We start from the raw sequence: 12900 nt of genomic DNA on the forward strand, positions 1-12900 counted from the left end.
AGACAGCAATACTGTTGCACGTGATCGCCGCACCGGGGCGATCAGGTCCGATCCGGCCATCTCCGGGCATCGAGGAGCAGACATGGCGACCGCGCCCGAGGAGCCGACCCTCACCGTCGACGAGCTGGCGGCCCGGGCAGGGGTGACCGTGCGCACCGTGCGGTTCTACAGCACTCGAGGGCTGCTGCCGCCCCCGGTCATCGGCCCGCGCCGGGTCGGGCACTACGGGCCCGGCCATCTGTCGCGGCTTGCGCTGATCGAGGAACTGCAGCGACAGGGAATGACGCTGGCCGCGATCGAACGGTATCTGGAGCAGTTGCCGGAGGGTCTCAGCGCGAACGATCTGGCGATCCACCGGGCGCTGGTGGCTTCCTGGGCTCCGGACGGCGTCGAGGAGATCACCGGCGCGGAGCTGGAGCGGCGGGCGGGCCGGCCCCTCACGGAGCAGGATCTCGACCGGCTGGCGGCGATGGGGGTACTGCTGGAGGGGGACCCCGACACGACGGTGGACACCCCCGAGGGCGTCCACCGGGTCGATCCGGGTCTGCTCAGGCTGGGGGTGGAGCTGCTGGACGTACCGATCGCGCACGAGACGATCCTCAGCGCGCGCACGATCCTGATCGAGCACACCCGGTCGGCGGCGACCGAGTTGACCCGCATCTTCCGTGACGAGGTGTGGAGTCCGTACCGGGAGCGGGAGGCGGACCCGGAGCACGTGGCCGCGATGAAGTCGCTCTCGGCGCACATGCAGCCGCTGGTGATGCAGGCTCTGGTGACCGCGTTCCAGCGGTCGCTGACCGCCGAACTGCGCGCGGCGTTCCAGGCTCCGTGACGGGGCATCCAGGTGCCCGGAGGAGCCCACCGCGCGGATGGGCCCCTCGGTCGGGGTGACGGGTGGCGTACTGCCGGGATCAGTCGTGGAAGGTCTCGCCCCGCTCCGCCATCTCCACCAGCCGGGCGGGCGGCAGGAAGCGGTCCCCGTACCGTTCGGCGAGTTCGCGGGCCCGGGCCACGAAGCCGGGCAGCCCGCCCTCGTACCCGTTGACGTAATTGAGGACGCCGCCGGTCCACGGCGGGAAGCCGATGCCCATGATGGAGCCGATGTTGGCGTCGGCGACCGAGACGAGGACGTTCTCCTCCAGGCACCGGACGCTGTCCAGGGCCTCGGCGAAGAGCATCCGCTCCTTCATGTCCTCGAACGGGATCGCGGCGCCGGACGTGCCGAAGTGTTCGCGCAGACCGGGCCAGAGCGCGCCGCGCCGGCCGGACTCGTCGTACTCGTAGAAGCCCGCTCCCCCGCTGCGTCCGGGCCGTCCGAACTCCTCGACCATCCGGTCCACCACCGTGTCCGAGGGGTGCGGGGTCCAGGTGCCGCCCGATTCCTCGATCGCGCGCCGGGTCTCGTTGCGGATCTTGCGGGGCAGGGTGAGGGTCAGCTCGTCCATCAGGGAGAGAACCTTGGCCGGGTAACCCGCCTGGGCCGCGGCCTGCTCGACGGAGGAGGGTTCGATGCCCTCGCCGACCATCGCCACGCCCTCGTTGATGAAGTGGCCGATGACCCGCGAGGTGAAGAAGCCGCGCGAGTCGTTGACCACGATCGGGGTCTTCTTGATCTGGCGGACCAGGTCGAAGGCGCGGGCCAGGGCCTCGTCGCCGGTGGCCGAACCCTTGATGATCTCGACCAGCGGCATCTTGTCGACCGGTGAGAAGAAGTGCAGTCCGACGAAGTCGGCGGGGCGGGTGACGCCCTCGGCGAGAACGGTGATGGGGAGCGTGGACGTGTTGGAACAGAGCAACGCGTCGGGCGCGACGATGTCCTGGATCTCCTGGAACACCTTGTGCTTGAGGGAGGTGTCCTCGAAGACGGCCTCGATGACGGCGTCGCAGCCGGCCAGGTCGGCGGGGTCTCCGGTCGGAGTGATCCGGGCGAGCAGTTCGTCGCGGGCCGCCTCCGTCGTACGTCCCCGGGCAAGCGCCTTGGCGAGCAGCTTCTCGCTGTACGCCTTGCCCTTCGCGGCGGCCTCGGTGGTGACGTCCTTGAGGACGACGTCGATTCCGGCCCGGGCGCAGGAGTACGCGATGCCGGCGCCCATCATTCCGGCCCCGAGCACGGCGACCTTGCGCACCGTGCGCCGCTCGACCCCCTCGGGCCTGCTGGCGCCGGAGTTGACGGCCTGGAGGTCGAAGAAGAACGCCTGGATCATGTTCTTCGCGACCTGGCCGGTGACCAGCTCGGTGAAGTACCGGGCCTCGATGGTCTGCGCGGTCTCGAAGTCGACCTGCGAGCCCTCGACGGCCGCCGCCAGGATGTTGCGGGGGGCGTGCATCGGGGCCCCGGCGATCTGCTTCTTGAGGTTGGCGGGGAAGGCCGGGAGGTTGGCGGCGAACCTGGGGTTGGACGGGGTGCCGCCGGGAATCCGGTACCCCTTCACGTCCCAGGGCTGCTGGGACTCGGGGTGCGCGTCGATGAACGCGCGGGCCTTCTCCAGCATCTCCTCGCGGGTGGCGGCCACTTCGTGTACGAGACCGTTCTCCAGGGCGCGGGCCGGGGTGTACTGGGTGCCCTGGAGGAGCACCTTGAGGAGAGCGTCGGCGATGCCCATCAGACGTACGGTACGGGTGACGCCGCCGCCGGCCGGGAGCAGGCCGAGGGTGACCTCGGGGAGGCCGATGCGGGAGCCGGGCGCGTCCAGCGCGATGCGGTGGTGGCAGGCGAGCGCGATCTCGTAACCGCCGCCGAGCGCCGCGCCGTTGATGGCGGCGACCACGGGGATGCCGAGGGTCTCGATGCGGCGCAGGGAGCGCTTGATGGCCATCCCGGTGTCGAAGACGGCCTGGGCGTCCTCGGGCCGTGCCTTGATCATCTCCTTGAGGTCTCCCCCGGCGAAGAAGGTCTTCTTCGCGGAGGTGACGATGATGCCGCGGATGTTCTCCTTCTCGGCCTCGGCGCGGTCGGCGACGGCGGCGACGGACCGGGTGAATGCCTGGTTCATCGTGTTGGCGGACTGGTCGGGGTCGTCGAGGACGAGGGTGACGACGCCGGTCCCGTCCTCTTCCCAGCGGATGGTCGTGCTCTCGGTCATGGGGTTCTTCTCCATAGGCAGGAAGGCAGGCGTGGCGGGGGACGGGGTCGGTCAGACGCGTTCGACGACGGTGGCGACTCCCATGCCGCCGCCCACGCAGAGCGTGACGAGTCCGTACCGCAGGTCGCGCCGTTCCAGTTCGTCGATGACGGTGCCGAGGATCATCGCGCCGGTGGCGCCGAGGGGGTGGCCGAGCGCGATGGCGCCGCCGTTGACGTTGACCTTGTCGAGGCCGACGCCCATGTCCCGGACGAAGCGCAGCACCACTCCGGCGAAGGCTTCGTTGATCTCGATGAGGTCGATGTCGTCGATGGTCAGCCCGGCCTTGGCGAGCGCCTTGCGGGAGGCGGGGGCGGGGCCGGTCAGCATGATGGTGGGCTCGGAGCCGGAGACGGCGGCGGAGACGATCCGGGCACGCGGGGTGAGGCCGTAGCGTTCGCCGATCTCCCGGGAGCCGATCGCGACGAGGGCGGCGCCGTCCACGATCCCGGAGGAGTTGCCGGCGTGGTGGACGTGGTCGATCTTCTCGACCCAGTGGTACTTCTGCAGGGCCACCGCGTCGAAACCGCCCATCTCGCCGATGGTGGCGAAGGAGGGCTTGAGGGAGGCGAGCGAGTCCGCGGTCGTGCCGGGGCGCAGGTGCTCGTCGTGGTCGAGCACCACGAGTCCGTTGCGGTCCTTGACGGGGACCACGGAACGGGCGAAGCGGCCTTCCTTCCACGCCTCGGCGGCCCGCTCCTGGGAGAGGGCCGCGTACTCGTCGACGTCGCGGCGGGAGAACCCCTCGACGGTGGCGATGAGGTCGGCGCCGATGCCCTGCGGGGCGAAGCCGGTCTCGAAGCTGGTCATCGGGTCCATCGCCCAGGCGCCGCCGTCCGAGCCCATGGGGACGCGGGACATGGACTCGACGCCACCGGCGAGTACGAGGTCCTCCCAGCCCGAACGGACCTTCGCCGCGGCAAGGTTGACGGCTTCGAGGCCGGAGGCGCAGAAGCGGTTCTCCTGGACGCCGGCGACGGAGTCCGGAAGTCCCGCCGCGATGGCGGCGATCCGTGCGATGTCGGAGCCCTGGTCGCCGAGCGGGCTGACGACACCGAGGACGATGTCGTCGATGGCCGCCGGGTCGAGTCCGGGGAAGCGGGCGCGGATCTCGTGGATGAGGCCGACGACCAGGTCGATCGGCTTGGTTCCGTGCAGGGCCCCGTTGGCCTTGCCACGACCGCGCGGGGTGCGGATCGCGTCGTAGACGAATGCTTCGGTACTCAAGACGACTGCCTTTCGGGGGGGGCGGGCTTTCGGGTTGTCGGCTCTGGGGAGGTGGGGCGCTCAGGAGAGGAGGGAGCGGCCGATGATCTCCTTCATGATCTCGGTCGTCCCGCCGTAGATCGTCTGGATGCGTCCGTCGGTGAAGGCCCTGGCCACCGGGAACTCAGCCATGTAGCCGTAGCCGCCGTGCAGTTGCAGGCAGCGGTCGGCCACCCGCTTCTGGAGCTCGGTCGCCCACCACTTGGCCATCGAGGCGTGCACCGCGTCGAGCGTGCCCTCCGCGTGTTCGACGATGCACCGGTCGAGGAAGGTGCGGGTGACGGCGCACTCGGTGGCCATCTCGGCGATCTCGAAGCGGACGTGCTGGAGCTTGGCGAGCGGCCGGCCGAACGCCTCGCGCTCCTTGACGTACCGGGTGGTGATCTCCAGCAGGTGCTCGGCGGCGGCGATGCCGGCGACCGCGATGCCCATGCGCTCCTGGGCCAGGTTGGTCATCAGGTGGATGAATCCGCCGTCGAGTTCGCCGAGGAGGTTCTCCTTGGGGACCCGGACGTCGCGGAAGAAGAGTTCGGCGGTGTCCTGGGACTTCTGGCCGATCTTCTCCAGGTTGCGGCCGCGTTCGAAGCCCGCCGCACCGCGTTCGACCACCAGCAGCGAGAGCCCCTTGGCGCCTCCCTCCGGAGAGGTGCGGGCGACGACGACCACCAGGTCGGCGAGGATTCCGTTGGAGATGAAGGTCTTGGACCCGTTGAGCAGCCAGTGGTCGCCCCGGTCCTCGGCGGTCGTGCGGATGCCCTGGAGGTCGGAGCCTGCCCCCGGTTCGGTCATGGCGATGGCGGTGACGATCTCGCCCGAGCAGAACCCCGGCAGCCAGCGCCGCTTCTGCTCCGGGGTGGAGAGCCCGCTGAGGTAGGGCCCGACTATGTCGTTGTGCAGGCCGAGTGCGAGGCCGCTGACACCCGCCCGGGTGAACTCCTCGGCCAGTACGGCGCTGTAGCGGAAGTCGTCGTTGCCGCCCCCGCCGAACTCCTCGGGGACCGCGAGCCCGAGCAGCCCTTGCCTGCCCGCCGCGCGCCACGCCTCGCGCGAGACGATGCCGTCCCGCTCCCACTGTTCGTAGTGCGGGAGGACCTCCTTGGCGAGGAAGGTGCGGACGGTCTCACGGAACGCGTCGTGTTCGGCGGCGAAGATCTGCCGTTTCACCGGGCCTCCTGGCGTGGCTTCGGGTGGGTGCGGAGCGGCCGCTCCGGCACGGTGCCGGTGGCCGTCGTACGCGGACCCCCGTGCCTGAGGGCGCGGCCGGGCGCGATGCGGTGGCCGCCGTCTCCAGGGCGGGCGCCGGGGGGCCGCCTGCTCATCCGGCGGCCCCCTTCGACGGATGGCCGAGCAGTTCGGGCACGTCCCAGTCCGCCGCCACCGACTCGGTGCCGGTGCCCGGCAGGGCGGGAGCGGTCCGTACAGCGGTGGGGGTGGCGGAGAAGCGCGGGGCGGGGGCGGGCTGGGTGATCCCGGCGTGCTCCACGAAGGTGGCGCGCGCGGCGAGATGCGGGTGCGCGGGCGCCTCGCGCAGGGACAGGACGGGGGCGACGCAGGCGTCGGTGCCCTCGAACACCTCGGTCCACTCCGCGCGGGTACGGGTACGGAAGCGGTCCGCCACCGCGGTGCGCAGTTCCTCCCACCGGGCGAGGTCCGCGCGATCGGGCAGCGCCCCTGCGACGCCGAGGAGGGCCACGAACTCCTCGTAGAACCGCTGTTCCAGCGGCCCGACCGCCATGGCCTCGCCGTCGGAGGTCGCGTACGTGCCGTAGAAGGGGCAACCGCCGTCGAGGAGGTTGGAGCCGCGCCGGTCCTGCCAGGCACCGGCCGCGAGCATGCCGTGGATCATCGTGGCGAGGTGGGCGGCGCCGTCCACGATCGCCGCGTCCACGACCTGGCCGCTCCCGCCGGGGGTACGGGCGTGCTGGAGGGCGGCCAGTACGCCGATCACGAGGTAGAGGGAGCCACCCGCGTAGTCGCCGAGCAGGTTGGCCGGCACGAGCGGTGGTTCGCCGGGACGGCCGATCATGGAGAGGGTGCCGGTGGGCGCGAGGTAGGAGACGTCGTGCCCGGCGCGCCCGGCGAGGGGGCCGTCCTGGCCCCAGCCGGTCATCCGCCCGTAGACGAGCCGGGGGTTGCGGCCGAGGCAGGCGTCCGGACCCACTCCGAGCCGCTCGGCGACCCCGGGGCGGTACCCCTCGATCAGGATGTCGGCGCGTTCGGCGAGGGCCAGGACGGCCCGCTCTCCCGCCTCAGTCTTGAGGTCGAGCAGGACGGAGCGCTTGTTCCGGTTGGTCAGGTCGCGGGCCGGGTCGATGCCGAGCGCCGCGCCCCCGGGCCGGTCCACCCGGACCACGTCCGCGCCGAGGTCGGCCAGCGTCATCGCGGCGAACGGTCCGGGGCCGATGCCCGCCAATTCGACCACCCGCACCCCCGAGAGGGGGCCGTTCCCCGTCGCAGTCATCAAGCCCCCAGCGGTGTGACACAACCGATGTAACATCGACGATGCTAAGAACGACCGCCGCTCCGCACAAGGCTTTTGGCCGAGCGAGCGCTTAGGTGGTGTCCGGCCGCACCACCTGGGCGGTGTGCGGCGGACCGACGCGTCCCATGGTGCACCGTCACACCCCATTCGGGGCCGAGTGCCACGCGTCACCCGCCGACGCGCGCCCGGTGCGGTTCACCTTTCCCGCTCGCGGGTCTACCCTCGACGGCCACCCACCCGGAGCAGGCCCCAGCGGAGGCACGCATGAAGAGGCACCACGGATCGGAACGCCCCTACGACGTCGTCCTGTACGGCGCCACCGGTTTCGTCGGCACCCTGACCGCCGCGTACCTGGCGGCGCACGCCCCCGAAGGGCTGCGCTGGGCGCTGGCCGGGCGCAGCCGGGAGAAGCTGGAGCGGCTGCGCGAAGGACTCGCCGGAGCGGGCCCGGAACCGGCGACGCTCGTCGCCGACGCCGAAGACCCCTCCGCACTGCGGGAACTCGCCCGGTCCGCACGGGTGGTGGCGACCACGGTCGGCCCCTTCCTCTCGTACGGGAACGCGCTCGTCGCGGCCTGCGCCGACGAGGGCACGGACTACCTGGACCTCACCGGCGAGGCCGAGTTCATCGACCGGACCTACCTCGACCACGACGCGCGGGCCAGGGAGACGGGCGCGCGCCTGGTGCACGCCTGCGGCTTTGACTCCGTACCCCACGACCTCGGCGCCTACTTCACCGTCCAGCAGCTGCCCGCGGACGCCCCGCTGACGGTGGACGCGTTCGTGCGCACCCACGCCGTCTTCTCCGGCGGTACGTTCGCCTCGGCGCTCACCGCGATGGGCCGGGGTCCGCAGATGCTGGCCGTCGCCCGGGAACGCCGGGAGCGCGAGCCGGTGCTCACCGGCCGCCGTGTACGAACCCCCCTGGGGGCACCGCACTTCAACCCGCGGACCGGCACCTGGGCCCTGCCGCTGCCGACCGTGGACCCGCAGATCGTGGGCCGTTCGGCGCGCGCGCTGGAGCGCTACGGCCCCGACTTCCGCTACCGCCACTTCGCCTCGGTGAAGCACCTGCCGATCGCTCTGGGCGGCACGGCGGCCCTGACGGCCCTGGTCGCGGCAGCCCAACTTCCGGCCGCTCGCGATTGGCTGACGAGCCGTTACGCCTCGGGACAGGGGCCGGACGAAGAGCGCAGGAGGCGGAGCCGGTTCACCGTCCGGTTCGTCGGGGAAGGTGGGGGCCGGCAGGTCTTCACCGAGGTCTCCGGCGGCGATCCGGGGTACGACGAGACGGCGCGGATGCTGGGCGAGGCCGCGCTCGCTCTCGCCCTGGACGATCTGCCGGAGACCTCGGGCCAGGTGACGACGGCGGTGGCCATGGGCGATGCCCTGCTGGAGCGGCTGCGGGCATCGGGAATGGTTTTCCGGGTGGCGGCCCGGCGCTGAGCCGGGGAACGCCGGTGGACGGTCAGCCGGTCGCTTCCCGCAGCGCGCGGCGACAGAGCGCGTCGGCCCTGCGGGTGGTCTCGGGCTGGCGGAACCCCCTGGTCAGCGCCAGGGCATGGGCGCAGGCGGTGTCCAGTGTGGTGCGGTGCCCCACGGAGACGAAGACCGGCTTGGTGTCGTCCCTGGTGCGCAGGGCCCGGCCCACCTCCTCCGTCCCGTCCAGCAGCGGGGAGGAGTCGCCGCGCCGCGGGCCGGGCTGCTCGTACGCGAAGGTGAACGGGTTCTTCGCCACACCGATGACGGGCAGTCCGGTCAGCACTCCGAGGTGGCTGGCGAGCCCGAACCGGCGGGGGTGCGCCAGCCCGTACCCGTCACAGACGACGAGGCCGGGGTCGGCCGTCAGCGACTCCAGGGCGGCGAGCACCGTGGGGATCTCCCGGAAGGCGAGGAGCCCGGGGACGTACGGGAAGGTGACCCGGCCCACCGCGGTGGTCTCGGCGACCACGTCGAGGGTCGCGGCGTCCAGCACCACGGCCGCCGCCACCACGAGGTCCCGCTCGTCGTCATAGGCGACGTCCACCCCGGTGACGTGGCCCGAGCCGGGAGGCGGTCCGGAGTCCTCGGCCACCACCCGGTCGCGGAGGCGGTCCTGGACGGCGCGGGCCCCGGCGGCGTCGGCGGGTACGGAGAACGGCGTCATGACGGGCGAGTCTAGGGGCTGTCCCGGGCCGGAACCCGCTGCTGACCACGTGCTGACCGGCCCGCCGCCTTCACATGCACTACCGAGCGTTTACCGGGGTACGAGGAGCGCCACAAGGGCTCCCGGTTCGCGGGTTCCGCCCGGCTCGCTGTCGAGGAGTGTCATGGTGGCTGCTTCTTCGCGTCGTCTTCAGGACGTCGCGCGGGACGTGTTCGGCTGGGAGCGGTTGCGGCCCGAGCAGATGTTGGCGATGGAGGCCGTGATGGAGCGGCGCGACACGCTGGTGGTGATGCCCACGGGCGCCGGGAAATCGGCCGTGTACCAGGTTCCGGGGGTGCTGCTGTCGGGTCCGACCGTCGTGGTGTCGCCGCTCATCGCGCTCCAGCGCGATCAGGTCCAGGGGTTGCTGCGGCGCGAGGGTACGGACGCCGCCGCGGTGAACTCGACGCAGAGCGGCAACGAGAACGCGGCAGTGTGGGACCGGATCAGCGAGGGCGACGTCGACTTCCTCTTCCTCGCGCCCGAGCAGTTGGCGAAGGACGAGGTGGTCGAGCAGCTGGCGGCCGCCGAGCCCGCGCTCTTCGTCGTCGACGAGGCGCAGTGCGTGTCCTCCTGGGGCCACGACTTCCGGCCCGACTACCTGCGCCTCGGCCAGGTGCTCGAACGGATCGGACGCCCTCCGGTGCTGGCCCTGACGGCGAGCGCCGCCGCTCCGGTACGGGCCGACATCGTTTCGCACCTGGGGATGCGGGACGTGCAGGAGGTCGTCACCGGCTTCGACCGCCCGAACATCCATTTGGAGGTGATCCCCTTCCGGGACGCGGCGGTCAAGGCGCGGGCGGTGGTCGAGCGCGCCGCGGCCGAGCCCAAACCGGGCCTCGTGTACGCGGCGACGCGGCGTGAGGCGGAGAAGTACGCGAACGAACTGAGCCTGCTGGGCCTGGACGTGGCGGCGTACCACGCGGGACTTCCCGCGCAGGAGCGCGGCGACGTGCACGACCGCTTCCTCGCGGGCGAGCTGGACGTGGTGGTCGCGACGTCCGCCTTCGGGATGGGTATCGACAAGCCGGACGTGCGCTTCGTGCTCCACGCCTCCGTCCCCGGGTCCCTGGACGCCTACTACCAGGAGATAGGCCGGGCCGGGCGGGACGGCGAACCCTCCCGCGCGATCCTCGCGTACCGGCCGCAGGACCTCGGTATGCAGCGTTTCTTCGCGGCGGGCCGCCCCGACCCGGACACCGTCACCCAGGTGGCACGCACGCTGGCTGAGCACGACGGTCCCGTACGCCCCAGCGAGCTGCGGGAGGAGACGAATCTGACGGCGAGCCGGCTGACGGCGGTCGTCAACCTCCTGGAGCAGGTCGACGCGGTACGCACCACCGGTCGGGGCGACGTGGAACCGGCCCCGGACATCGACGCGTCCCGCGCCGCGCAGCGGGCGGTCGAACTGGGCGACGCCCACCAGCAGCTGGAACGCTCCCGGGTGGACATGATGCGCGGCTACGCGGAGACCACCGGCTGCCGGCGCCGCTTCCTCCTCGGCTACTTCGGGCAGGTGCGGAGCGAGACCGAGGGGTGCGGCTCCTGCGACCTGTGCGAGGCGGCCGAGCTGTCCCGGGAGGGCGCGGTACCCGGTCCGGCGGTTCTCGCCGGGACGGGAGGGCGGATACCCGCGCCCTCCGACGAGGCGCTGTCCGACGGCGAGCATCCCTACCGTCCCGGTACCCGGGTCCGGCACCAGCACTGGGGCGAGGGCTCGGTGATGAGCGAGGAGGACCGGAGTCTGACCGTGCTCTTCGAGACCGTCGGCTACCGCACCCTGTCGCTGGAGGTCGTACGGGAGCACGGGTTGCTCGACGTGTGCTGATCGTCCGGATGGGCACGGATCCGGGGCCGGCGGGGCACCGCGTGTTCCGGCGGATCATGGCGGCCCCTTGCTGAGGGCTTTCCGCCCGAGGTGTACCGCGATGTCACGACTCTCCGCCGGTGGGCGGTTCGTCGGCCCGTCGGGGGGCCGGCGTCCGTACGGCCGGCCGCGCCGGGCCCGGCGCGGTCCGCTCCTGCACCTTCGCTGCCTGGCCGTCCCGGGCCGCCCGCCGGGATGGACGGGCGCTTCCCGGGCAGTTGATCAGCACCGGGGGAACCCGCGGTGACACAGCTCACGCCCCGGGCCGGTGCACGGATCACGGCGTTCCGTCGTCTACTCCAGTGCCGGAGCCCGTTCGTCCAGCCGTGCGAGGGAGCAGGTTTTGTCCAGCCTTATCGAGCAGCCCGTGCAGGCCCGGATGGTCGCGGCCGTTCCACGGATGGTGACGCTGGCCGCCACCCTGCGGTACGACCGTGAGAATCCGTACGCCGTCCGGATCGCGTTCCCCGCCCGGGCCACGCTGGAGGGCACGGAGGTTTCCTGGGAGTTCTCCCGGGATCTGCTGGCCCGGGGTGTGGACGAGCCCGTCGGCGTCGGAGACGTACGGGTGCGGCCCTTCTCCGAGGAGCGGACCGCGCTCGAGTTCCATGCCGCGGAGGGGGTCGCGATGGTGCACGTCCGCACCTCGGAGTTGCGCCGATTCCTCGGGCGCGTACAGGATTTGGTGCCGGAGGGCGACGAGCACCGTTTCCTGGACCTCGACCGGGATCTGGCGGAGCTCTTGGGCGACAGTCACTGAGCGCAGCATGTGCACGACCCGCTGCGGCCGACGCACGACCGCCCCCGGGCGGTCAGCCCGGAGCCCGCCCGCACCGCCCCGTACTGCGGCTTCGGCTCCGTCCGGGCTTGGCGCAGGGCTTACCTGCACTTAACCTACGGACACGTAACCTACGAGTCCGTAGGTAAAATACCCCGTAAAATCTCCCGTCCCCAGGAGCTCCCCGTGACGATCACCTCTCCCCACCCCGGCGGTTCGAAGGCCTGGACCGACGCCCAGTTGCTGTACGCGCTGGAAGAGGTGGTGGAGAAGGAACTCAACCGGCATCTCAAGGTCGCCAAGGACTGGATGCCCCACGAGTACGTGCCGTTCTCCGACGGCCGGAACTTCCCGGGCGTCTTCGACGACGGCGAGGCGTGGGCGCCGGACCAGTCCAAGGTCACGGACATCGGCAAGATCGCCCTCGTGGTGAACCTGCTGACCGAGGACAACCTCCCCAGCTACCACCACGAGATCGCCTCGCTCTTCGGCCGCGACGGCGCCTGGGGCACCTGGGTGCACCGCTGGACCGCCGAGGAGGGCCGCCACGGCATCGTGATGCGCGACTACCTGCTCACCTCGCGCGCGGTCGACCCGGACAAGCTGGAGCAGTTCCGCATGGTGCACATGGCGGAGGGATTCGAGTCCGACAACCGGCACTCGATGCTGCACTCCGTCGCGTACGTCGCCTTCCAGGAGCTGGCCACCCGCGTCTCGCACCGCAACACGGGCCACCAGTCGGGCGACCCGGTCTGCGACCGGATGCTGGCGCGCATCGCCACCGACGAGAACCTGCACATGGTCTTCTACCGGAACCTCCTGGGCGCAGCCTTCGAGCTGGCCCCGGACCTCACCATGCAGGCCGTCCGGGACGTGGTCGTCAACTTCCGCATGCCCGGACACGGCATGCCCGGCTTCGAACGCGCCGCCGCGCAGATGGCGATCGGCGAGATCTACAACATGCGCATCCACCACGACGACGTGATCCAGCCCGTGCTGCGCTACCTGAAGGTCCTGGACATCGACGGGCTCGGCCCGGAGGGGCTCCAGGCGCAGGAGGAGCTCGGCCTGTACATGAGCGGCCTCGACAGCGAGGCGTCGAAGTTCGACGAGAAGCTCGCGGCCCGCAAGGCCCGCGTGGCGGCGCGCGGACGCTGAGGCGCTCGACTGGGGCGCGCGGACGCTGAGGCGCGCGCCGGT

The 12900-nt window shown here is 71.6% G+C and carries 10 protein-coding genes; 5 read left to right on the top strand and 5 right to left on the bottom strand.

Features of this window, described 5'->3' with window-relative positions; all coding sequences use genetic code 11:
* The first annotated feature begins 82 nt into the window (after window positions 1-82).
* The gene (locus ACFYPN_RS25025) at window positions 83-832 is read left to right on the top strand and encodes a MerR family transcriptional regulator (protein ID WP_358763719.1); all 750 of its coding nucleotides are present in this window, start codon (window positions 83-85) and stop codon (window positions 830-832) included.
* Window positions 833-911: 79 nt separating this feature from the next.
* Here the strand turns inward: ACFYPN_RS25025 and ACFYPN_RS25030 are convergent, their stop codons facing one another.
* From ACFYPN_RS25030 to ACFYPN_RS25045, 4 genes are all read right to left on the bottom strand, one after another.
* Window positions 912-3083, bottom strand: coding sequence for a 3-hydroxyacyl-CoA dehydrogenase NAD-binding domain-containing protein (locus ACFYPN_RS25030; protein ID WP_358763717.1), 2172 nt, complete (start codon window positions 3081-3083; stop codon window positions 912-914).
* A 51-nt stretch (window positions 3084-3134) separates the two neighbouring features.
* Window positions 3135-4349 (bottom strand): acetyl-CoA C-acetyltransferase, encoded by a 1215-nt coding sequence (locus ACFYPN_RS25035; protein ID WP_358763715.1) that lies wholly within the window; start codon window positions 4347-4349, stop codon window positions 3135-3137.
* A 60-nt stretch (window positions 4350-4409) separates the two neighbouring features.
* A complete protein-coding gene (locus ACFYPN_RS25040; protein ID WP_358763714.1) occupies window positions 4410-5552 on the bottom strand; it encodes an acyl-CoA dehydrogenase family protein in 1143 nt (380 codons plus the stop codon).
* 151 nt (window positions 5553-5703) lie between these two features.
* The gene (locus tag ACFYPN_RS25045) at window positions 5704-6849 is read right to left on the bottom strand and encodes a CaiB/BaiF CoA-transferase family protein (RefSeq protein ID WP_358763712.1); all 1146 of its coding nucleotides are present in this window, start codon (window positions 6847-6849) and stop codon (window positions 5704-5706) included.
* 285 nt (window positions 6850-7134) lie between these two features.
* Between ACFYPN_RS25045 and ACFYPN_RS25050 the strand changes: the two genes are divergently transcribed.
* Window positions 7135-8316, top strand: coding sequence for a saccharopine dehydrogenase NADP-binding domain-containing protein (locus tag ACFYPN_RS25050; RefSeq protein WP_358763710.1), 1182 nt, complete (start codon window positions 7135-7137; stop codon window positions 8314-8316).
* A gap of 22 nt (window positions 8317-8338) precedes the next feature.
* Here ACFYPN_RS25050 and ACFYPN_RS25055 read toward each other — a convergent pair whose 3' ends face one another.
* Window positions 8339-9016 (bottom strand): endonuclease V, encoded by a 678-nt coding sequence (locus ACFYPN_RS25055; RefSeq protein ID WP_358763708.1) that lies wholly within the window; start codon window positions 9014-9016, stop codon window positions 8339-8341.
* A 163-nt stretch (window positions 9017-9179) separates the two neighbouring features.
* Between ACFYPN_RS25055 and ACFYPN_RS25060 the strand changes: the two genes are divergently transcribed.
* From ACFYPN_RS25060 to ACFYPN_RS25070, 3 genes are all read left to right on the top strand, one after another.
* Window positions 9180-10883: a RecQ family ATP-dependent DNA helicase gene (locus ACFYPN_RS25060; protein WP_389301156.1), complete on the top strand. Its 1704-nt coding sequence runs from the start codon at window positions 9180-9182 to the stop codon at window positions 10881-10883.
* A gap of 382 nt (window positions 10884-11265) precedes the next feature.
* The gene (locus ACFYPN_RS25065; RefSeq protein WP_358763704.1) at window positions 11266-11682 is read left to right on the top strand and encodes an SsgA family sporulation/cell division regulator; all 417 of its coding nucleotides are present in this window, start codon (window positions 11266-11268) and stop codon (window positions 11680-11682) included.
* A 204-nt stretch (window positions 11683-11886) separates the two neighbouring features.
* On the top strand, window positions 11887-12858 hold the full coding sequence (locus tag ACFYPN_RS25070) for an acyl-ACP desaturase (protein WP_358763702.1): 972 nt from the start codon (window positions 11887-11889) through the stop codon (window positions 12856-12858).
* Window positions 12859-12900: the final 42 nt, after the last annotated feature.

This window comes from Streptomyces sp. NPDC005576 (assembly GCF_042871745.1).
GTDB lineage: Bacteria > Actinomycetota > Actinomycetes > Streptomycetales > Streptomycetaceae > Streptomyces.

What these genes read in the sequence shown, in the direction of transcription:
- ACFYPN_RS25025 (WP_358763719.1), top strand. Translation starts at nt 83, where the DNA reads ATGGCGACCGCGCCCGAGGAGCCGACCCTCACCGTCGACGAGCTGGCG.
- ACFYPN_RS25030 (WP_358763717.1), bottom strand. Translation starts at nt 3,083, where the DNA reads ATGACCGAGAGCACGACCATCCGCTGGGAAGAGGACGGGACCGGCGTC.
- ACFYPN_RS25045 (WP_358763712.1), bottom strand. Translation starts at nt 6,849, where the DNA reads ATGACTGCGACGGGGAACGGCCCCCTCTCGGGGGTGCGGGTGGTCGAA.
- ACFYPN_RS25050 (WP_358763710.1), top strand. Translation starts at nt 7,135, where the DNA reads ATGAAGAGGCACCACGGATCGGAACGCCCCTACGACGTCGTCCTGTAC.
- ACFYPN_RS25055 (WP_358763708.1), bottom strand. Translation starts at nt 9,016, where the DNA reads ATGACGCCGTTCTCCGTACCCGCCGACGCCGCCGGGGCCCGCGCCGTC.
- ACFYPN_RS25060 (WP_389301156.1), top strand. Translation starts at nt 9,180, where the DNA reads ATGGTGGCTGCTTCTTCGCGTCGTCTTCAGGACGTCGCGCGGGACGTG.